This is a genomic window from Fangia hongkongensis FSC776 = DSM 21703 (genome assembly GCF_000379445.1).
Lineage (GTDB): Bacteria > Pseudomonadota > Gammaproteobacteria > Francisellales > Francisellaceae > Fangia > Fangia hongkongensis.
On the sequence record NZ_KB902240.1, the window covers coordinates 25,697 to 47,090 of the forward strand.

The following is a 21,394-nucleotide window of genomic DNA, read 5'->3' on the forward strand; positions in this document are numbered from 1 at the left end:
CTATCGCTCTTTATGGCATATCAAAACGTGTTTCATCGACAAGTTTGAGTGCAAGCGCTCTATTTTTAGCGACCTCAGTTAACGACACTTCATCAATTTTATACTCGCCCCATGAAGCCACAAGCTCAGAAGGCGCAACCGCATGATTCACAGGATATTCCATATTCAACTCTGCATACATTCTTTGCGCCTTTTCACTCGATAAATACTCCATCAATTGAACCGCATTTTCTCTATTAGGTGCATATTTTGCCAGAAGCATTGCAGAGACATTAACATGTGTTCCTCGACCTTTTTGATTCGGAAACACAATTTTTACTGCCTCGGCCCAGCTTTTTTGATTTGGATCCTGCAGCATTTTCCCATAGTAATAACTATTACCAAGTGAATACTCACATAAGCCCTCTTTTATCGCCCGTACTTGCGCACGATCGTTTCCTTGTGGCTTACGTGCTAAGTTTTCTTTTAGGGCAATCAGCCATTTTTTGGTTTCAACTTCACCATGGTGGGTAATCATCGATGCAATAAGGGCAATGTTGTAAGGATGCTTCGCGCTTCGCATACAAACCTTGCCTTTGTACTCTTTTAAGGCCAACTGCTCATAGGAAAGTGCCTCTGTATCGGCAAGCTCTTTTTTGACAAAAAAGCTCCTTGCTCTTGTTGTTAATGCAAACCACCTTCCTTCAGTATCTCTTAGAGACTGAGGAACATTCTCATTGATTATTTCCGAGTCAAGCGATTGCACAAGCCCCCTATCCACAAACTCCATCACCCTTGAGATATCAACCGTTAAAATCACATCAGCAGGAGAATAACGCCCCTCTCTTGCCACGCGCTCTTCTAAACCTTTATCAGAGAAAATAACATTGACCTTTACGCCTGTGTCTTTTTCAAACGCTTTTAAAATAGGATTGATTAAAAATGGCTGGCGGTATGAGTAAACATTTACCTCCATTGATCTTTTATTTTCAGCATACACAATGCCAAATGAGCAGATAAGTGAAATAAATAACGCAAATCTAGTTGTAAAATATTGATACACAAACGCTCCTGTATAATGAGTTAAATTTCATACAAAATGGATTATATGAAAATGATAGTTATTATCAATATTTTATAGCAAATGAGTAAATCCCATCTATTTTTATGCTTAATGGTTTGCAAACATTTCACTACTTATGAATAACCTCACCAAAATCTCCTGCATGATAGCTCTGGATGATTTGATTTTTTCAATTTCTTTTTTTAGAACTTAGAAAACCCACCTGAAAAACGCACGCTATATGCGCTTTATCATAGAGAAAAAAATATGTTAGATAGAAAAATCACGACGTTTTTAGATGAAATGAAAGCTTATTTAGTCAATGAGTCTTCTTAGTTTAAGCATTAAATTTTGTCACAAGACGCAAAGGAACTGTCATATTTGGGCTTATTTTCTTCCCAGCAATAGCCTTAACTGCTGTTTCAACGGCAAGCTCACCCATCAAATAAGGCTGTTGTGCTACTGTTGCGGCCATTTTTCCATCTTTTACAGCTTGGATCCCATCTTTGGTTCCATCAAACCCTACAATTAATATATCATGCTTCCCTTCAGCATGAACTGCCTTTAGTGCACCTAATGCCATTTCATCGTTTTGCGCAAAAATTGCACGAACATCTGGATGCGCTTGTAATAAGTTTTGCGTGACATTCAACCCATCTGTACGATTAAAATTCGCTGGTTGTTGAGCAACAATATGTAAATTTGTTTTTGCAATCACGCGATCAAAGCCTTCTCCACGCTCTTTTGTTGCAGAAGCCCCAGGAATACCTTGAAGCTCAATAATATTGCCTTTGCCTCTTAATCTATCATCTAGATAATGAGCCGCCATCTCTCCACCTTTGATATTATCTGATTCAATATGTGTAATGACATTCCCCCCATTGGACGTTCTATCAATGGTAATCACTTTAACGCCGTGCTCATTTGCATATTTTACAGCATTTACCACAGCCGCTGAGTCTGTTGGGTTAATAATAATCACCTTAACTCCCTGAGTCACAAGATCTTGAACATTAGAGAGCTCTTTAACAGGATCATTATTAGAATCTAATACCACAAGCTTATAATCTTCTTTTTTCGCCGCAACTTTTGCACCGTTTTCAAGGCTAACAAAAAAAGGATTACTTAAGGTTGAAATCACAATTCCAACTGTGCGTTTACTCTGTTTATCTGGTGCCGAGCAGCCAAATAAACCTATTGCCAAAAAAGCTAATGTTACTACTTTAAACCATTTTTTCATGACACAACTACCTCCAGTTATTATACAAGTTTCACTATTTTTTGACTTTAAAATCAAGAAGCACCGCCAGCAAAATAACAAGCGCTTTTACAATCATTTGATAATACGATGACACATTCATTAAATTAAATGCATTGCTTAAAAGTCCAATAATCAGCGCACCTATTAACGTTCCCACAATTTTTCCTTTGCCACCAAATAGGCTTGTTCCGCCTAACACCACAGCAGCAATTGCATCAAGCTCATAACCTGTGCCTGCATTTGGCTGCGCAGAAGCCAATCTCGAGGTAACAATGATAGCCGCCAATGCCGATAGCATGCCACTAATCCCATAGACTGCAAGCTTGATACGATTAACATTGATTCCTGCAAGTTTGGCTGCCTGTTCATTACCACCTGTCGCATAGACATATCGTCCAAAAGGCATATACTTCAATACATAATAAGATAACAAATAAACAACAAACATAATATAAACAGGGATTGGAATACCAAGAAAACTTCCCCCACCAATAAAGGAAAAGCTGGCACTTGAAGCTGAAATGGGGAAACCATCACTAAACACCATCGTAATACCACGATACAGAGTCATTGTAATTAACGTTGCAATAAAGGGCTGCACATATCCTTTGGTAATGATTCCTCCACTTACCATACCAAGTATTGCCCCTGCAATCAGGGTAAAGAGAATCACAAATACCATTGGAAAGTGAAGTGATACCATTGTCGCACAAAGCGCGCCTGTTAATGCCAGCACCGAGCCTACAGATAGATCAATCCCTTTAGTTAATATCACAAAGGTCATACCAACCGCAATAATGGCATTGACAGAGGTTTGCTGCAGCACCACCAAAATATTATCCCAAGTAAAGAAATAAGGATTTAACGATGATACAACAATCAAAAGCACCACCAGTGCAATTGCCGCTTTGTATTCAACAATCCAGTATTTTAGATTATATTTAAAACTATCCACCTTTCACCCCATTGCATATTTTAAAATCTCACTTTGCGTAAAGTTCCCTTTATGTTGAACATCCAATGTTGTGACAATCTTTTTATCTCTCATGACTAACATGCGATCACTTAACCCAACCACTTCAGGCATTTCAGAGGAAATAAGAAGGATACTAATTCCCTTTGACTTTAATTGATATATCAAACGGTAAATTTCATGTTTCGCACCCACATCAACACCACGTGTTGGTTCATCTAAAATAAGTATTTTTGGCTGGCACATAAGCGCTCTAGCAATAGCCACTTTTTGCTGATTCCCACCACTTAACTCATCAGGAAGCTGCATCTTATTTTTAGCTTTAATACTTAACAGTTTGATATAATAATCAGCCGCATCTTTTTCTGCTTTACATTGAATGATGCCAAATCTATTAGATATTCTCTCTAAACTTGATAGAGAGATATTTTCTACAATGGGACGCTCTAATAAAAGCCCCTCATGCTTTCTATCTTCACAAACATAGATAATGCCTTCTTTAATTGCATCTTTTTCACAGTGGATTTGAATCGCTTTCCCATTAAGATATATTTTCCCTGCATTTAGGACTTCTGTCCCATAAATACTTTTTGCAAGCTCCGTTCTTCCAGCGCCCATTAAGCCAAATACACCTAAGATCTCTCCTTGACAGAGATCAAATGATAGCTTGTGAAAGTATCGGTTAGATAAACCTTCCACTGATAAGGCAATTTGTTTTTCTTCTCGTTGATTATATTCTGTAGTCTCTGCACTTTCTAACTGATTTGATAGCTTCTTACCCACCATCTTTTCAATGATCGCTTTCTCATCTAATGCATTTACTTTACACTCTGTAATAAACTTTCCATCTCGCATAATCGTAATATCATCACAAATATCAAAGATCTCTTCCATTCTGTGTGAGATATAAATAATACTTTTACCTTCGGAGCAAAGTGATCTAATAATACAAAACAGTTGATTGACCTCACTGATCGTCAATGCATCAGTTGGCTCATCCATAATAATAATTTTTGCATTTATCACCAAGGCTTTAGCAATTTCTAACATTTTCTGATCGCCAATACTCAGCTGATCTGCCAAAGTAGTTGCTTTTTTATTCATCCCTAGCTGAGATAAGATTGCATTTGCTTGCTGATACATTTGCTTAGTATTAATGCAGTAGCGGTTTTTCATTGGCTCCTGCCCAAGCATGATATTCTCACCAATGGTTAAATCTGGCAGAATATGCGGCTCTTGGTGCACCATCGAAATACCATGCATCTGCGATACAGAGACATTTGCAAAATTGACTTCATTGCCGTCAAGATACAAAGCCCCGCTGTCTTTTTGATAGACGCCAGTGATAACTTTCATCAGCGTCGACTTGCCCGCGCCATTTTCACCCAGCACCCCCATCACTTTACCCTGATAGACATTAAGCGAGGCTTCATCAAGTGCGAGCGTTGCCAAAAAGCGCTTAGAGATTTTTTTTGCTTGAAATACAAGCTTACTCTGAGCGCTCATTATCTTTCACTTTATTGTGCAAAATCATCATCAAAGGCACTATACCAACTATCAAGCTTATCTCTTAGTTTATTCAAGCCGGTACCTTTTAGCGAGGAAAAAAGTTGGAAAGATAATCTTTCACTGGTTTTTAGCTGGTCAAGATAGTCTCTTAATAACTTTTCAGACTGTGCTTTTTCTTTATTATTCAGCTTATCTGCTTTTGTCAGCAGAATATGCATATTAAGCCCATATTCAACAGCCGCCTCAATCATCATACAATCGAAGTTCTTAATTGGATGTCTTGCATCGACCAAAAGAATAATGCCATACAAGCACTGCCTTGTCGTTAAGTAATCTTCCAAGGTTCTTTGCCAATTATCTTTAAGTTTATTTGATACTTTTGCATAACCATATCCGGGTAAATCAACCAGTCGTTTATGCTCTTCTAATGTAAATAAGTTAATTAGCTGCGTTCTACCCGGCGTTTTGCTCACCCTAGCAAGCGCCTTTTGCTCTGTTAGTGCATTTAATGCGCTTGATTTTCCCGCATTTGAACGCCCAGCAAAAGCCACCTCCACGCCATAATCTTCTGGCAATTGTATAAGCTCTGCAGCACCCATTAAATATTTTGCTTTTTTATAATTCATTGCTACTTGTCTCTGTCTAGTTTTGATTGGTTAAAAATGTATTGTTTTTTGTTATGTAAGATAGTAAGCCGCGGCATGCAGTGTCTATCATTAAATAAACGCGCTCAAATCCATCTTGATAATAGGGATCTGGCACCTCTGAGAGGTTGACTGTTGGAGCATATTCAAGCATCTTTGAGACCTTGCGCATAGTTTTTTCATTCAAAGCTATCGCTTTCATATCGCTCAAGTTTCGATTATCCATGGCAATAATATAGTCATAATATTCAAAATCATTTTGAACAAGCTGCCTTGATCTTAGATCTGAAATATCACAGTCAAAATACCTAGCAGCCTCAACAGATCTTGGATCTGCACCTTGACCTTTATGCCAAGTTGCCGAATGTGTTCCAGCTGATTCAATTTCAAAATAACCATCCAGCTCTTTCTCTTTAACCAATTGTCGAAATATGCCATGCGCCGTAGGAGAGCGGCAAATATTTCCCATACAAACAAAAAGGACCTTAATTATCTTATGCGCTTTTTCTTCTTTGTTCACGATCACTCAACTTATCTTGCAAATCTAATTTCTGCCAATAACTGTCAATCAGTTTATTATATTTTGCATATTTATGCATTTGCTCTGTCTCTTTTTCACTATATGCATGCAAAAACGCCTCTATTTCTGTCAATTGACTTTCATATAAAAAACGAATGGAGTTGCTTTTTCTTAATGCATCAGGGTAGGAGCACTCACGATCAGAAAACCACTTTTTTAACTTTGCCATATCATTACCTGCAACAATCGCAAGCTTTCTTGTTGCACGTGTAATGGCAACATAATAAAGCCGCCTTTCACTTTCAATCTCCTCTTTTTTCAGCTGTGATTTTGGCTCTGAGAAGAAGCTCTTCTCGGTCATGTCGTATAAGATTACATAACGCCACTGAAGCCCTTTAGCGCGATGAATCGATAAAATTGAAACTTTCTTATTAGCATCCAAACTTTGAAAACGCTCAAAGTTCACTCTCATCTTGTTAAGTAAGCTCGTAAATTTGGCTAGCGTTAGATGACTAAACTGACAAAAGTTTAAAAATGCCTCAATAATATCAGACTCACCGCCCTCTGCTAATCGATCATTTTTACGCCTTTCAGGAATAAGCTTTAGCTCGGTGATAACTTTCTTTACAAAAGTATATGCCATCTCATCGGCACTTCTCTTTAAAGCATCCCGCCAAAGCATTGCAAGTATCTCTATCTTCTCTATTTGATAGGTGGCAAGATTGGCATTTTTGACAAGCTCAGCTAAATACTTGTCAGTTTTATCTGGTTGCATCGTAATTTCTTTAAGAAGCACATTAAACATTGAACTATTCAGATACAGCTTTGCCACACTTAGCATTGCACTCACAACCAAGCGTCTTTTATTCAAACTCACTTCTTTTAGCAATTTGGCGTCATTGCCCAATTGCAAAAAACCGATAATGGCAGAAATGCTCTTATTGTCCAACACTGAGCCTGCGCCCTGTAACTGATAAGGAAGAGCCTCACTTAAAAGATAGAGCTCAAGCAGTACACTTGCACTGTATTTTCTCACTAAGACCGCAACATCCTCTGGCATCATCACATTTGCTTCAAGCTCTTTATGTAATGCGCCGATTAATAAAGAAAGATTTTTTTTGCTGACAATCTCAACTTCGGTATTGGGCGCAGAGTTGACAGGAGAAACACACAACTGTGAGAACCTTGATTTGTTATTTTGTATCACTGCGTTAGCCATTAATGACACCAAATGCCCATAGCGAAAACTGTAGGTTAACTGATAATGCTCAGGTGCTAAAAAGTCTCTGGCAAACTCTTTTAACATATAATGTGTCTTAGAGCCCCGCCATTCATAAATGGTTTGATCAACATCCCCAACAGCCATCACCTTTGCACCTTTCTCAGCAATGATCTTTAAAAATCGTTGCTGCATTAGATTAATATCCTGACACTCATCTACAATAATATGCTGATACTTCCCTTTTACTGGAATTTTTTTAGGCGCATCTAGAAACACTTTTAAAGCATCATAAATTAAATCATCAAAACTCTGTAAGCCTTGGGATTTTCTTAAACGTTCGTAAAATTGAAAAAAGATCTCAACACGTTTTTTTGTTTCATCCTCTAATTGACACAAAAGATGGTGCGAACTTAAGGCGCCAAGCTCTGCCTTTAAAAGGGCTAAATAGCTCTCATATTTATTTTCCACCTCTGGGGTAATTGCCTCTTTTATTGCTAAAAAGTGATAAGTTTGCACCAAAGCTTCTTTTACTACTGCCTTAAGTGTCTCCCCTTCTCCCACAAACTTATTCACAGATAATAAGCCTTGGCGCTGAAGATACTGTGTTAATTGATAACCTAGCGCATGAAAGGTTTTCACTTGTATCTGATGAGCCTTAGACTCTCCTAGAGCTTCTTTCAGGCGTTTTTTAAATGACAGCACCGCTGATTTATTAAACATAAGCACTAGAATTTGCTCTGCATGTACCTCATTCAAAAGAAGATGCTCAATCCGCCCAATAAGTGTTTGCGTTTTACCACTCCCTGCGACAGCCGAGACAAGTGCATGCTTATTTAAAGTATGCTGAATAACTCTTAACTGTTCATCAGTATATTTAACTTTACCCTCTTGCCTTTCTCTCATCAAAAGACACGCCACCTGAAAACAACCAATTCTGTGTTTGCATTGTACGTGAGAGTGATTTCTTTGAATAGCATAATTTGTTGTTTCAAGGTTGTTCTTAGTATCGAAGTTGCTACACTTAAGCTACAAGGAACGCTAACTCAGGTTATATCCCATGCAGTTTAATCTTAGCTCTGCTAATCAATATGTTTTATGGCTAAAAGACTTATTCTTAACTTACTTACCACAACTTGTCATTGCTATTGTCATTTTGGTTGTTGGCTGGTTTATTGCCAAATTCATCAAGCGCACAGTTCGGCGAATCCTTTATCGAACGAAGCTGGATAAAGCAGTGTCACTCTTTCTGACACAAATTGTCTACATTGTGCTTGTTGTCTTTGTTATTTTGATTGCAATTAATCAGCTTGGCATCTCAACCACACCAATAACCGGCGCCATTGTCGGGATGATGGTGGGTATTGGGATGTCACTTAAAAGCTCGGTTACCATGATAACATCTGGCGTGATTCTCGTTTCAAGTCGCCCATTTAAAATAGGTGAATTTGTTGATATCGGAGGCACAATGGGCACAGTTGAGGATATCAATTTTATCTATTGTACTTTGCGCACAACCGATGGTCGTGAGGTTAAAATGCCAAATGCAGTGATTACTTCACGTATTATCACCAACTATAGCAATAATGAATTTCGCCGTAATGATTTTGTGATTGGCATCGGCTATGACAGTGATCTCAAAAAAGCCAAAGAGATTTTACAGAAACTTGTAAATGAAGATGAGCGTATTTTGAAGACAGAAGATAAATCTTTTCTTATTAAAGTGAATACCCTAGGTGATAGCAGTGTTGATATTCTTGTGCGTTACTGGACAAAGCGCGCTGATTTTCTAGAAACAAAGTGGTATATCACCGAACAAAGCAAACTTCTTTTCGATCAAAATAATATTGAAATACCGTTCCCTCAACGACAAGTTCACTTTTCAAAAGAGAGCTCAGCCTTATCTGTCTAAAGCTTTCACTTCTTTATAGGTACATATACTCGCCACCAATGCAGCAAATAGCATTAAAATACCATAGAGATAAAATTGATGCAGCTCGATATAGGAGCAGATATAAATAATCACACCCGCACAAGCATACAGTGATAATGATAAAATAGCGCTTGCACTACTATGATTTGATGTGATATCGCGATAACCAAGAACACCTGAAAGTGGATAGGCAACAACGGTACTAATATTCACAATCACACCCGGAACCACCCACCACCACATACTAAGATCATTAAAGAAAGGTAGGATAACTGCGATGATGCCTGCAGAGCTAAAAAGGATTACATTCAATATCAACGCTACTTTATAACTGAGCTTAGAGACAAATTGATTAATCAGTGGAGATAAAACACCGGGAATAAGCATTGGCAATAACAGATACGCTACTATGCTAGAAGAAAGATGATAAGCACTTATTAGCCAAAACGGTATGGCTATCACAATACTTTGACCAAACGCACCAAAAGAGGCAAGAATCAACACATGACGGCGAAATGAAGGTAACTTCAAATGCATCCCCATATAACGTATGCTTGATAATAAGTGTCTTTTTTCAGGCAATATTTTTGGCTCAGGAACTCTAAGCAAAATACAAAGCGCAATAAGCATCATGACAGGCATAATATAAAATACAAGCGGCCAATAGGCATACTCTGCAATATACCCTGAAATAAGTGGTGCAAGCCAAGCAGAGGAATACCCCCCGACCATAGCAAACGAAAGCGCACGTTTTACATTTGCCTTTTCATCAAAAAAATACACCACTGGAAAAGTTCTTGCTATCACCACAAAGGCTGAGGCCAACACACAACAGGCAATAAATGCCAAGGAGAATAAATAAAAGCTACTTGCTATCGAGAGATAGATACCAAGCACAATGAATAAAGCGCCTCCAACAAGACTAAAACGCCGAAAGCCGTAATAATCAATAATAGGACCCCATATAATTGGAAAGACACCTGATAGAAAAAAAGCATATGAGAAAACTTGCTGAATCTGTTGATCACTAGCCTGCAAATGCTGAGAGAGTTCAGGCAAAATAGGTAATCCAACTTTCACAATACCCCAATAGGTTGCCATTAATATGCCCGGCACCATAAGCAGAAAATTTATCTGGCGACTCACCCCATCTCCTAGTGTATATATTATGCTAAATGTGATCTCATTATATCATTAATTGATAGCACTGACTTTGAAATACCAATTAATTTATCTCCTTGATAAAGCGGGACATAAATTGACACTGCGATTTCATTCGCACTTGCATCATATTCCATATCACTGTGATAGGTTTTTCCTTTTCCTTTGTTATAGGCCTCTTGCCACCATGATTCATCTGCCTGATAAAAGTCACTGGTCATATTTGTCTGGCAAACATTAAATCCACCGGTATCTGTAATAAAAATCTCTACAAACGCACGGTGCTTTCTTTGAAAGGATTTCAACACGCTTGCACAAGCATTATGCAGGAGCTCTTGGACAGCATGTGTATTTTTCTGTGCTTGCATCTTATCATCTATTTTTTGTGAGTTATCATGATCAAATGTACCATGACCTTGGTGCAATTTATCTGCATCAAGTACACTTTTGACAATGGTCGCGTTTGTAAATAGTACCTCAAGCTGCTTGGTTCTTGCTGATAAATGCGCTTCAATTTCATCAGAGAACTGCCCTGTTTCAAGCTCCTCTTTGCTAAGATGTTTACTCTGGTCTTTATGCTCAGAACAAGCAAACAAAATCAAAGTCATACAGAAAAAAAGCAAAATTTTTGACACATTTTGCATATCAGTTGCCTCTTTATGTCAATTTAGTTATCAGTAATGATTATAGATCATCTGCATTATTTTGTGTGGCTTTTGGGCGAAACAAGCTAATAATCCATTTGATAAGGCGATAAACCAAAGTCACAACAATAGCGATAACTAAAATCCACAAAAAAAACTTAATCGCGTAAAATAAAATAACAATTGCCGCCAAAACAATAAAAACCACTAAGACTTCTTGTACAAACTTTTCCACTTATCACTCCTAGAACTATGCTGTAGAGCTTTATTCTTCACTATTTACATAGGATTATCAACTGCTATTGTAAGTTTTATGTCGCGCCAATTATCGCTTATCCATAAAGCCTAACGCTAAAGCTTGCCTCTATATTCACAAGTTTTAAAGCTGAAAAGATAGATTAAACAAGCGTGACTTTTGCAAACTTTCGTTTACCCACTTGATAAACATACTCCTTGCCAACTTCTGGCAGTAGTTTACTGTCGCTTACCTTTTGCATATCAAGTTTGACTGCACCTTGTTTAATCATTCGTAATGCCTCAGAGGTGCTTTTCACTAAATCTGCCGACTTTAAAATGTGACCAATAGTCATTCCTTCAGTCATTTCAAATTCAAACACAGGCATATCTTCAGGCAATTGATTTTTTTGGAATCTGGCAATAAAATTCTCTTCCGCTTTTATCGCTTCTTTTTCATCATGAAAGCGTGCAATGATTTCTTTTGCCAGAAGCACTTTCACATCACGCGGATTTTTGCCCTCAAAAACGGCTTCTTTAAGTGCTTTAATCTCATCCAAAGATTTAAAGCTCAAAAGCTCATAATAACGCCACATCAACTCATCTGAAATTGACATAATTTTACCAAACATCTCATCTGGCGTCTCATCAATACCAATATAATTATTTGCTGATTTTGACATCTTTTTAACGCCATCAAGTCCTTCTAAAAGTGGCATGGTGATGACAATCTGACTTTTTTGCCCTGCATTTTTCTGTAGCTCTCTACCCATCAATAAATTAAATTTTTGATCTGTGCCACCAAGCTCAATATCTGCCTCCATTGCCACAGAGTCATAACCTTGTACAAGGGGATATAAAAACTCATGAATTGCGATACCTTGGCCAGATTTATAACGCTTGGAGAAATCATCTCGCTCTAACATTCTTGCTACTGTTTGTTTGGCAGCAAGTTTAATCATATCACCAGCGCTCATTTGATCAAACCAGTCACCATTTCGCTTCACGATGGTTTTGTCTTTATCTAGAATTTTAAAAATCTGCGTCTGATAAGTCTTTGCATTTTCTTCAACATCACTTGCACTTAAAGGCGGTCTTGTTGCATTTTTACCAGTAGGGTCACCAATCTGAGCAGTGAAATTGCCAATTAAAAAATGAATTTCATGCCCTAAATCTTGCAGCTGTTTGAGTTTATTAATGACAACAGTATGCCCTAAGTGAATATCTGGCGCAGTTGGATCACAACCAAATTTAACAATGAGCGGGCGATTTTCTTTAAGCTTTTCAATTAGTTCAGCTTCCAACAAAACTTCATCTGTTCCACGCTTAATTACTTCTAATGTTTTTTCTATATCTAATGGCTGCATTGTTATTTTCTATTACCTTTCTAATACTTTACATACTGTCATTTCCAAATGGTATATATATCAAAGCATCACCCATTTGGCAATCTCAAAAGCTCAATTCCTGATATCTTCAGGAAAACATTGGCTCCAAAAACAGAAATTCGTTACACTTGTGGCAAGAAAGCTATTACATCCAATCAATTGTGGTTAAACAGCATAAAACACCCAAAACAAATCCAAAAGCAACAAAATCTGCGAAAAAGGGTAAAGATAAGACGCAAAAACCACATCATTTATGGCGCTTTATTATTACCTTTACACTCATTGTCATCGTTATTGGCATTTTAGTCTATCGTCTTAGCTTCTTAGAGACTAAAGATAGAGTCTTTTTAAAAAACTATGGACAAAGTGAAAGCACAAGAGATATTACACTTGATGCAACACGCGGCATTATTTATGACAGAAACAATGTCCCTTTGGCTGTAAGCACTAACTTATACAAAGTTATATTAGATATTAAAGTCCTAAAAGAGAACCGATCAAAATATCTTAACATTAATAAAGCACAAATAGATGGTCTTTCTTTAAGCGATATTATGCATCTCATTCATATTTACCCAAACAAACGCTATTACATTGCAGCACAATTCGTTGAGCCATCCAAAATTGATATATTACGTTCACTACATATTCCCGGCGTACAAATTAAAGAGCAAAATAGAACCTATTACCCGAAAGCAAACGCCGTGGCGCCACTTATTGGGTTTACCAATATCAAAAACCAAGGACAAGCCGGTCTTCTTTATAGCTACAATAAAACACTTGGTGCTCAAAATGGAATCCTCTCGGCTGAAGTTGATCGTGAAGGTCAGGCAATCTTATTTACCCATGCTCCAAAGCATTATCATTTAGGAAAAGATGTCCACCTGACTATCGACAGCAACATTCAAGGGTTTACCTATAATGCACTTAAAAAAGGCGTGATCAATGCCGAGGCAGACTCAGGTGCAGCAGTTGTAATTGATCCTCAAAATGGGGAAGTCTTGGCCTTAGCAAGCTACCCCTCTTTTAACCCTAATAGATTTAGTGAACATGCAAGTAAACACATAGCCTCTCAAGGGTTAATTGAAACCATTGAGCCGGGCTCGACGATAAAACCATTTTTTATTGCAGAGGCACTTTTATCTGGGAAATACACCCCCGACACCATCATTAATACCAATCCAGGCTATTACTTTCTTCAACACCATCGTATTCGTGATGATTCAAATTTTGGCAAAGTTACTTTGACAGAGATTCTAGAGAAATCAAGTAATGTTGGTGTCAGTAAAGTTGCTTTATCACTCAATAAACAAAAGGTCTATGACCTCCTCTCTGCTGTCGGCTTTGGTCAGAGCTCACCTATTAGCTTTCCAAGAGCAACCAATGGTTATTTGCCTGAAGTCTCTTCACTTAGTACATTTGAATTTGCAACTTCATCATTTGGTTACGCTTTAACTTCATCAATTGCTGAACTTGCCCATGCTTATACCATTTTTGCTAACAATGGCAAGCTTTGTCCAATGCACTTGGTTTTACCTAAATCGCCACCAGAGTGCCCACAGATTATCCCTCAAAAAGTTGCATCAGAAGTTTTAAATATGCTTCACACGGTTGTAACAGTGCATGGAACAGGCGTGCTTGCAAACATCCCAGGTTTTGAAGTGGCAGGAAAGACAGGGACCAGTCACCGTGTTAAAGATGGACACTTCACCAACACTTACAATGCAGTTTTTGCTGGGATTGCACCACTTAAAGACCCACGACTTGTCATTGCAGTGTGGATTAATGATCCAAAGAAAAATCACTTTTACCAGTTTGGCGGTGTTTCTGCTGCGCCTATTTTTGCCAGCATTGCCAAAAAAACACTTCAGTATCTTGGAGTCCCTTATCAAGAACCTTTGGATCACTACCGTTTATTAAACCGAGATAAAAAATGGCTGCTTCAAGTAATTGAAAATAATTAATATAACGGGAAATCATTTTATATTAAAGTGGCTAGCCTATCATGATTTTAATACATCAAAGTAGAGTTTAAAATACGGTGAAATAACCCAATTTATACTCACAGCATATATTTAATCTTCCTCGCCGGTAAAATTCATTGAAAGGCACTTATACTCTACTTATAATAAGCACATTAAAGCGTTTTAAACCTATTTTTTATTAATAAATCACCAAGGGCGTATTATGTATCTTAAAAAAATGACCATTGCCATCTCTACAGTTGTGTTAAGCACGCAATTGCTTGTTGCTAATACTGATCAAGCAACCAAAGCAAACACCTATGGCGCGACATCTGTTAACTATATGGGTGTACCCCTAAATGCCTATGGCGCTGTGTCATCAAGTGCAAAGGTTCCTGTTGAGGTGCAAGTACCACAAGCACCTAAAGATCTTTTATTACCCAACATCACACCTGCAACCACTCTTTGGAATAACAAAGTGGTTAAGGCACCTATTTTAAACGTACAAAGTTATGTGCTAATGGATGAAGAAAGTGGTAACATCCTTGCCGAGAAAGATGCAAATCAACGCATTGCGCCTGCCTCATTAACAAAAATGATGCTACTTTATATCGTATTTGAACGCTTAGCAAAAGGCTCCTTGAAATTAGATCAAGAAGTGACTGTTCCTGCCATTGCATGGCATACAGCAGGATCTAGCATGCATCTGAAATCTGGGCAAAAAGTTACGGTACAAACACTCATCGAAGGGGCGATTGTCGCTTCAGGAAATGATGCCTCTGTTGCCTTATCGATGTTGATTGCTGGCACGCAAGAAGGTTTTGTCAACATTATGAACTTTGAAGCCAAAAAACTTGGCATGAGCAATACACACTTTAGTGATGTCATGGGACTTCCTGCACCTAATTTATATACCTCCGCAAGAGATCTTGCTGTTTTAGCACAACACCTTATTAAAGATTATCCACAATACTATCACTACTTTAAAATGCAAACAGTCACAATGAATGGCTTTGTTACACATAACTATAATAAGCTTCTTTTCATCTACCCTTATGCTGACGGTATTAAAACAGGCTCTACTGATGCTGCTGGTTACTCTTTAGTTTCCTCAGCAGTCAAACCTGATCATGCTAGATTAATCTCTGTTGTTATTGGTTCAACAAGTCTGATTCAAAGTGCAAGAGACAGTCAAACCTTGCTTGAATATGGCTTCTCAAACTTTAAAACACAGACCTTTTATCCGGCAGAATATAAACTGAACTCACTTCGTGTCTATAAAGGCGCTAGTGATTATGTTGATATTGGTGTTCAATCTCCAATTACCATCAGTTATCCAAGCTACTTAGATCCCAAAGAAATCCAGTTTGTTCTCCATAAAGAGCAAAATAAACTCACCGCCCCTATTAATGCTGGCACACCCGCTGGTAAACTTGATATGACCTACAAAGGCAAAATAGTTGAAAGCTTCCCAGTTGTAACACTTAAAGATGACCCAACTGGCTCTTTATGGCAACGCATAAAAGGCACTGTCTCACTTTGGTTCTAACCCATGCACCTTTATATAGCAAGCTCTCATGACCCTTATTATAATCTAGCGGTTGAAAACTGGTTATTCCGTGAAGTGTTCACAGGTGAGCCTATTTTGTATCTTTGGCAGAATACCCCTTGTGTTGTGATTGGTAGAGCGCAAAACCCATGGCGTGAGTGCAACATCCATGCACTGAATAAGGATAACATTCCGATTGTGCGACGCCAAAGTGGTGGCGGGACTGTCTTTCATGACATGGGAAATATTAACTATACGATTATCTCTTCTTCAGAGGATTACAATAAACGGAAAAACCTCGATACAATTATACAAGTTCTTGCTGAAGCTGACATCAAGGCACATGTTTCTGAAAGAAATGATATTTTACTAAGACATCAAAATAACGACTATAAAATCTCTGGCAGTGCTTTTCGAGAAACAAAAGATCGTGCGTTCCAACATGGTACTTTACTTGTCAATACGAACACTGACAAGCTCTATCATTACTTACATCATAAGATTGATGACAACTTAAACACCAAAGGGGTTCACTCACATCGCTCAAAAGTTATGAATCTTAAAGCGGTCCACCCAGATATTGATATCAATACCATTATTCAGGCTTTTTTAAATAACTTTAATAAACATATCACTTATCTGCCTTCAGATCTCACTCATAATAGCATTATTCAAGAAATACTCATGCTTCAAACATGGCAATGGCGTTATGGCAAAACGCTGCCGTTTGAAAGATCATTTGATATTGAGGGTGACGAGGTGAGTTTGCAAATTAAAAATGGTCATATCCATGCACTTGACGCTAAAGAGCAATATCATATGCTGGCAACATGGATTCATCAACATAAGCCGATTTATGATCAAGCCAGCTTTCAAAAAGTTCTCTCAAGTTTTGATCCTGCATCTAATAAGCTTGCAAAAATCTTTTTTGATGTCATTCCGAATGTTTTCAAGGTGAGTGATTATGCAGACACAAAATAGTGCCACCCACTATCTCTTTAGTGGATTTAACCTGATTTTCTCAAAAGGGGTAAAACGTTTTACCCTTATCCCGCTTATAATGAATCTTATTTTATTTATTGCGATTTGGTACTTTGCACTCAATGAGCTTCAGCTTCTGACCACATGGCTTGATAGCCACCTGCCAAGCTGGCTTGATTGGATTAATTGGCTTATTTACCTTATTGCAATTATCTCGCTTTTTTTGTTTTCTGCCTATCTATTCACCGCCATTGCGCTAATTATTGCAGCCCCCTTTTACAGCTTTCTTGCTGAGAAGATTCAATGTAAACTTACAAAGAAGGCAGTCGGTGCACCACTAACTTTTAAAGGTTTTATGCTTATTGCGCCTAAAAGCATTGTGCGTGAAAGCAAAAAGTTAATTGCTTTTTTGCCTTGGGTCATTGTGATTTTAGTGTGCTATTTTATTCCCGTTATCAACCTATTTACAGGGATTCTTTGGCTTATACTGCTAAGCTGGTTTAATGTTATTCAATATGCTGATTACCCGTTTGATAACAATGAAATTCCTTTTCCAATGATGAAAAGACAGCTCATAAAAAAACGCACGCTTTCTCTTTCATTTGGTTTTATTACCACTATTTTCTTAATGATCCCTATCTTAAATATTATTGTTATTCCTGCTGCCATTGCTGGCGCAACAAAAATGTATGTTGAGGAGTTTCATAATCAAAGTAGCAGTAGCTTATAAGCTATTGCTACTTTGATTGCTTATCATCATATTGTTTTTTTAAATCTTCACTGCCTTTTTGATATTTAATCAACTCATCATCCATCTGAATGACCCCCTCTCCATAAAATAAGTGACAACTTGGTTGAGATGTACCTTGATCTTCCTGAGAGAAGTTAAAAGCACTTGTCGTAACAAACCCTAAACGATTTAATGCATAAAGAAAACAACCACACTCTCTACAAAAGTAGCGTTTTAATGCGTGTGTATGGAACTGATGGCTACTGATACTCTGTTGCCCTTTGACAATATTCATTGTCTTTTTCTCAAATGCCATACCTTGGTATACTGGCATCTTAGTTAAACTACGACAATCAGCACAATGACAATATAAAGAAGCTATTGGTTCATGTGCAAACTCAATCTCTACTCTTTCACAGTCACACTTTAATTGCATAAAAAGTCCCTCATAAAATAAAGCCTGCTCAAGTTAAATATTTATTCCCCAACAAGTGCAATTAATGCTTTTTCATCAAAATTACGCTTATCTACTTTTAAATACGCTGTTTTTTCATCTTTAGCAATATAGGCTTCCTCAACACCTGAAATCTTTTTAATTCCCTCTTGAATATGTTGTAGCTTGTCTTCAGTCAATGACTTCAAACCAATAATTTTTGTACTTAATTGCTTAGGTTTTTTCATGCTGATCGCAACAATCAGCCAAAGGAGTGTTAACACCCCATTAAAGATAAAAACTCCCTTGACGCCAAAGTGATGGAAAATCACACCGCCAAGCGCGCCCCCAATGAAAATACCCAAAAATTGAAAACTTGAGAAAATGCCCATTGCTGTGCCTTTTCTTCTAATTGGGCAGAGCTTTGAAACAAGTGATGGTAATGAAGATTCCAAGAGTGTAAAACTTGCAAAGAACAATACCAAAAGTACACTCATAACCACAATATGCTTATCAAATCCAAATAATAAGAACTGCATTAACATCAAAACAAAAATAGCGCTGACAAATACTTTTTTCATCCTGTTTTTTGTCTCAGCAATAATAATAAAAGGAATCATCAAACAAAATGAAATAAGCAATACTGGCAAATAGACAACCCACTGAGCGCTTTCCCCTATTCCCATATAATCTTGTAAGATAATGGGAACCGCAATAAAAAGTGCAGTGAGTGAAGCATGAAGCACTAAAATACCAAAGTTTAAACGCATTAACTCAGGCATTAAAAGTACTTTAACGATTTGCCCTTTTACGGTTTCATTCACTGGATGAACCAGTAGCACCTTAGGCGTTGGTACAAATTTAATCAAAACACCAATAGCGATAACACCCAAAACAGCTGTTAACCAAAAGATACCAGATAAACCAATAATATTATTTAAAATAGGGCCTAAAATAATGGCAATTAAAAAGGAAAAGCCAATTGTCATACCAACCACTGACATCGCTTTCATTCTGTTTTCTTCTTTTGTTACATCAGCTACAAGCGCGGTTAATGTTGAACCAATAGCACCAGCCCCCTGAAGCGCGCGCCCAATGATAATGCCATAGATTGTTGTTGAAAGCGCACAAACAATACTGCCTAGAATAAAAAGAATTAAACCAAAGATAATAATCGGCTTTCTGCCATAATGGTCAGACATAATGCCAAAGACAATTTGCAAAAGCGCTTGTGTTAAACCATATATGCCAAGCGCTATACCAATTAGCGTTGGGGTTGCATCAATAATCTTATCTGCATATAAGCTGAATATGGGCAAAATAATAAAAAGTCCCAACATGCGAAAAGCATAAATACTGGCAATACTAAAGGTTGAAGTTTTATCTGAAGTTGTCATAGATTAAAAGCATTAGGCTCAATTGAAGTGACTGTAGATTCTACACCTAAAGCCTAAAAAAAGGAAACTTAAAGGGAAGCAATTTTTTTCTCTAGCATTGTTTTAAAGCCCTCTGCGTTCTTAAGCACAATCAACTGTAGCACATTATCGTTTACAGTTAAGACACCATCCACTAAAGATTCCAAAACACTTAAATTTGCTTTTTTAAGTTCACCTAATGTCAGTGTAATACGCGTTAAGGCATAAAGCTCCACTGTTTTAATATTAACAGCACCCCCTAAGGCCTCAAGCACCTGAGTAACACAATCTTCACTAACAGCTTGATTGACTTCATCTTGATTATGCGTGCTATCAGCTGACGCGCCTTTGTTTGCTGTATGTTCTAAATGATAGGCTTTATCTGCCTCATTGATAAGCGGTAAAATATCATTAATCTCTCCTGAGATAAGATCTGCTTCAGGCCCTAGAATAACTTGAACTGTTTTGTCATCAGGTGATACAACGCCCTTTGCACCCAGTTGTTTTAACATCCCTTTATGAATGTTATATGCATTTTTTACCTGCAAGCGAAGTCTTGTTGTGCAAGCATCAACATTATCTAAATTGGCTTTACCACCTAAGGCAATGACAAAGGCTTTAGCGCGAGAATCCTCTTGAATCTCTTTTATATCTTCATCAATTTCCTCTTCAACCTCTCTGCCGATCGTTTGCAAATTAAAGCGCTTGATGAAAAAACTAAAGAGCACGTAATACACCAAAGCCGTTATGATCCCAACTGGAATTAACAGCCAAGGATGTGTATCCATTTTAAAGAATAATACATAATCGATAAGCCCTGCTGAGAATGTAAAGCCAAGTTTGACGCCAAGGAAGTACATCACCACCATTGAAAGCCCAGTTAAAATGGCATGTATTAAATATAAAAATGGCGCCAGAAACATAAAGCTATATTCTATCGGCTCGGTGACACCTGTTAAAAATGCAGTTAACGCGATTGAGAAAAGCATGCCTGCCACCGCCTTTTGTCGATGTGTATGGGCATGGCGATACATTGCAAAACAAGCGGCAGGAAGCCCAAACATCATAATCGGGAAAAAGCCTGACATAAAGGCGCCAGCAGTTGGATCACCCGCCATAAAACGCGCAATATCCCCATGAACAACCGCGCCAGCTGCATCGTGGAAGCTACCAAACTGAAACCATACAAGATTATTCAAAACATGATGCAAGCCAAATATTAATAAGATGCGATTAAAAAATCCATATAAGAAAAGTCCAATAGAACCAGAACCAATCAACCAGTTTCCAAACCCATTAATCCCAGCCTGTATCGGCGGCCAAATAAAGCCAAATAGAAAACCAAGTAGCACCGCTGCAAGACCTGTAATAATCGGCACAAAGCGTTTACCACCAAAAAATGCCAGATATGAGGGCAGCTTGATCTCATAAAAGCGGTTATATAACAGCCCTGCAACAATACCGATAATAATGCCGCCAAGCACCCCTGTATTGACATGGGCATTAATGGTTGCAGTGACCGCATTCATCACCAAAAAGCCAACGACCGAGGCCAGTGCCGCAGCCCCATGATTTTTCTTAGCAAAACCAATCGCTACACCCACAGCAAATAAAAGTGGCAAGTTTTGGAAAATAGCATTGCCTGCATCAGCAATTGCCTTGATATCTAATAAATCAGGTTGACCAAAGCGAAGCAATATCCCAGCAATTGGTAATACTGCAATTGGCAGCATTAACGCACGCCCTAGCTGCTGGATGCTCTTGAAATTAAAACCCTTAATCATTTACCCCACC

The 21,394-nt window shown here is 37.9% G+C and carries 18 protein-coding genes and 1 pseudogene; 5 read left to right on the forward strand and 14 right to left on the reverse strand.

All coding sequences use genetic code 11. The features are described from left to right. Positions 1-10: 10 nt before the first annotated feature. From A37Q_RS0101530 to A37Q_RS0101560, 7 genes are all read right to left on the reverse strand, one after another. A complete protein-coding gene (locus A37Q_RS0101530) occupies positions 11-1,042 on the reverse strand; it encodes a Fe(3+) ABC transporter substrate-binding protein (protein ID WP_018298500.1) in 1,032 nt (343 codons plus the stop codon). Between the two features lie 337 nt (positions 1,043-1,379). Then, positions 1,380-2,282 carry a ribose ABC transporter substrate-binding protein RbsB gene (rbsB, locus tag A37Q_RS0101535; RefSeq protein WP_018298501.1) on the reverse strand — a complete coding sequence of 301 codons (903 nt, stop codon included), beginning with the start codon at positions 2,280-2,282 and terminating at the stop codon, positions 1,380-1,382. A 34-nt stretch (positions 2,283-2,316) separates the two neighbouring features. After that, positions 2,317-3,258 carry a ribose ABC transporter permease gene (rbsC, locus tag A37Q_RS16175; protein ID WP_018298502.1) on the reverse strand — a complete coding sequence of 314 codons (942 nt, stop codon included), beginning with the start codon at positions 3,256-3,258 and terminating at the stop codon, positions 2,317-2,319. Positions 3,259-3,261: 3 nt separating this feature from the next. Next, positions 3,262-4,782: a sugar ABC transporter ATP-binding protein gene (locus tag A37Q_RS16180; protein ID WP_018298503.1), complete on the reverse strand. Its 1,521-nt coding sequence runs from the start codon at positions 4,780-4,782 to the stop codon at positions 3,262-3,264. A gap of 11 nt (positions 4,783-4,793) precedes the next feature. Beyond that, a complete protein-coding gene (yihA, locus tag A37Q_RS0101550) occupies positions 4,794-5,411 on the reverse strand; it encodes a ribosome biogenesis GTP-binding protein YihA/YsxC (RefSeq protein WP_018298504.1) in 618 nt (205 codons plus the stop codon). A gap of 16 nt (positions 5,412-5,427) precedes the next feature. After that, positions 5,428-5,949 (reverse strand): low molecular weight protein-tyrosine-phosphatase, encoded by a 522-nt coding sequence (locus A37Q_RS0101555; RefSeq protein WP_018298505.1) that lies wholly within the window; start codon positions 5,947-5,949, stop codon positions 5,428-5,430. Further along, positions 5,924-8,074 carry an ATP-dependent helicase gene (locus A37Q_RS0101560; RefSeq protein ID WP_018298506.1) on the reverse strand — a complete coding sequence of 717 codons (2,151 nt, stop codon included), beginning with the start codon at positions 8,072-8,074 and terminating at the stop codon, positions 5,924-5,926. The genes A37Q_RS0101555 and A37Q_RS0101560 overlap by 26 nt, the downstream gene beginning before the upstream one ends. Before the next feature lie 154 nt (positions 8,075-8,228). Here A37Q_RS0101560 and A37Q_RS0101565 point away from each other — a divergent pair, with 154 nt between their 5' ends. Beyond that, positions 8,229-9,080, forward strand: coding sequence for a mechanosensitive ion channel family protein (locus tag A37Q_RS0101565; RefSeq protein WP_018298507.1), 852 nt, complete (start codon positions 8,229-8,231; stop codon positions 9,078-9,080). Here A37Q_RS0101565 and A37Q_RS0101570 read toward each other — a convergent pair. The 4 genes from A37Q_RS0101570 to tyrS form a co-directional block, all read right to left on the reverse strand. Continuing rightward, complete coding sequence (locus tag A37Q_RS0101570) at positions 9,069-10,247, reverse strand: MFS transporter (protein WP_154648601.1); 1,179 nt, start codon at positions 10,245-10,247, stop codon at positions 9,069-9,071. The two genes, A37Q_RS0101565 and A37Q_RS0101570, sit on opposite strands and share 12 nt — an antisense overlap. A 20-nt stretch (positions 10,248-10,267) precedes the next feature. Then, the gene (locus tag A37Q_RS0101575; protein ID WP_018298509.1) at positions 10,268-10,906 is read right to left on the reverse strand and encodes a PDC sensor domain-containing protein; all 639 of its coding nucleotides are present in this window, start codon (positions 10,904-10,906) and stop codon (positions 10,268-10,270) included. 40 nt (positions 10,907-10,946) lie between these two features. Then, on the reverse strand, positions 10,947-11,141 hold the full coding sequence (locus tag A37Q_RS0101580; RefSeq protein WP_018298510.1) for a hypothetical protein: 195 nt from the start codon (positions 11,139-11,141) through the stop codon (positions 10,947-10,949). Positions 11,142-11,304: 163 nt separating this feature from the next. Then, positions 11,305-12,507 (reverse strand): tyrosine--tRNA ligase, encoded by a 1,203-nt coding sequence (gene tyrS, locus A37Q_RS0101585; RefSeq protein WP_018298511.1) that lies wholly within the window; start codon positions 12,505-12,507, stop codon positions 11,305-11,307. Between the two features lie 149 nt (positions 12,508-12,656). Here tyrS and A37Q_RS0101590 point away from each other — a divergent pair, with 149 nt between their 5' ends. The 4 genes and pseudogenes from A37Q_RS0101590 to cysZ all read left to right on the forward strand — a co-directional run bounded on the left by A37Q_RS0101590 (position 12,657) and on the right by cysZ (position 17,752). Continuing rightward, a complete protein-coding gene (locus A37Q_RS0101590; RefSeq protein ID WP_018298512.1) occupies positions 12,657-14,492 on the forward strand; it encodes a peptidoglycan D,D-transpeptidase FtsI family protein in 1,836 nt (611 codons plus the stop codon). A gap of 223 nt (positions 14,493-14,715) precedes the next feature. Beyond that, positions 14,716-16,041: a D-alanyl-D-alanine carboxypeptidase family protein gene (locus A37Q_RS0101595; RefSeq protein ID WP_018298513.1), complete on the forward strand. Its 1,326-nt coding sequence runs from the start codon at positions 14,716-14,718 to the stop codon at positions 16,039-16,041. Positions 16,042-16,044: 3 nt separating this feature from the next. Next, positions 16,045-16,782, forward strand: a pseudogene (locus tag A37Q_RS14350) (lipoate--protein ligase family protein); the annotation flags it as partial. 223 nt (positions 16,783-17,005) lie between these two features. Next, positions 17,006-17,752, forward strand: coding sequence for a sulfate transporter CysZ (cysZ, locus tag A37Q_RS0101605; RefSeq protein ID WP_018298515.1), 747 nt, complete (start codon positions 17,006-17,008; stop codon positions 17,750-17,752). A 7-nt stretch (positions 17,753-17,759) separates the two neighbouring features. Here the strand turns inward: cysZ and A37Q_RS0101610 are convergent, their stop codons facing one another. From A37Q_RS0101610 to nagE, 3 genes are all read right to left on the reverse strand, one after another. After that, positions 17,760-18,188 (reverse strand): GFA family protein, encoded by a 429-nt coding sequence (locus A37Q_RS0101610; RefSeq protein WP_018298516.1) that lies wholly within the window; start codon positions 18,186-18,188, stop codon positions 17,760-17,762. A 41-nt stretch (positions 18,189-18,229) separates the two neighbouring features. Next, a complete protein-coding gene (locus tag A37Q_RS0101615) occupies positions 18,230-19,582 on the reverse strand; it encodes an MFS transporter (RefSeq protein WP_018298517.1) in 1,353 nt (450 codons plus the stop codon). Positions 19,583-19,650: 68 nt separating this feature from the next. Next, a complete protein-coding gene (gene nagE, locus A37Q_RS0101620; protein WP_018298518.1) occupies positions 19,651-21,384 on the reverse strand; it encodes an N-acetylglucosamine-specific PTS transporter subunit IIBC in 1,734 nt (577 codons plus the stop codon). Positions 21,385-21,394: the final 10 nt, after the last annotated feature.

What these genes read in the sequence shown, in the direction of transcription:
- rbsB (WP_018298501.1), bottom strand. Translation starts at nt 2,282, where the DNA reads ATGAAAAAATGGTTTAAAGTAGTAACATTAGCTTTTTTGGCAATAGGT.
- A37Q_RS16180 (WP_018298503.1), bottom strand. Translation starts at nt 4,782, where the DNA reads ATGAGCGCTCAGAGTAAGCTTGTATTTCAAGCAAAAAAAATCTCTAAG.
- yihA (WP_018298504.1), bottom strand. Translation starts at nt 5,411, where the DNA reads ATGAATTATAAAAAAGCAAAATATTTAATGGGTGCTGCAGAGCTTATA.
- A37Q_RS0101560 (WP_018298506.1), bottom strand. Translation starts at nt 8,074, where the DNA reads ATGAGAGAAAGGCAAGAGGGTAAAGTTAAATATACTGATGAACAGTTA.
- A37Q_RS0101565 (WP_018298507.1), top strand. Translation starts at nt 8,229, where the DNA reads ATGCAGTTTAATCTTAGCTCTGCTAATCAATATGTTTTATGGCTAAAA.
- A37Q_RS0101575 (WP_018298509.1), bottom strand. Translation starts at nt 10,906, where the DNA reads ATGCAAAATGTGTCAAAAATTTTGCTTTTTTTCTGTATGACTTTGATT.
- tyrS (WP_018298511.1), bottom strand. Translation starts at nt 12,507, where the DNA reads ATGCAGCCATTAGATATAGAAAAAACATTAGAAGTAATTAAGCGTGGA.
- A37Q_RS0101595 (WP_018298513.1), top strand. Translation starts at nt 14,716, where the DNA reads ATGTATCTTAAAAAAATGACCATTGCCATCTCTACAGTTGTGTTAAGC.
- cysZ (WP_018298515.1), top strand. Translation starts at nt 17,006, where the DNA reads ATGCAGACACAAAATAGTGCCACCCACTATCTCTTTAGTGGATTTAAC.
- A37Q_RS0101610 (WP_018298516.1), bottom strand. Translation starts at nt 18,188, where the DNA reads ATGCAATTAAAGTGTGACTGTGAAAGAGTAGAGATTGAGTTTGCACAT.
- A37Q_RS0101615 (WP_018298517.1), bottom strand. Translation starts at nt 19,582, where the DNA reads ATGACAACTTCAGATAAAACTTCAACCTTTAGTATTGCCAGTATTTAT.
- nagE (WP_018298518.1), bottom strand. Translation starts at nt 21,384, where the DNA reads ATGATTAAGGGTTTTAATTTCAAGAGCATCCAGCAGCTAGGGCGTGCG.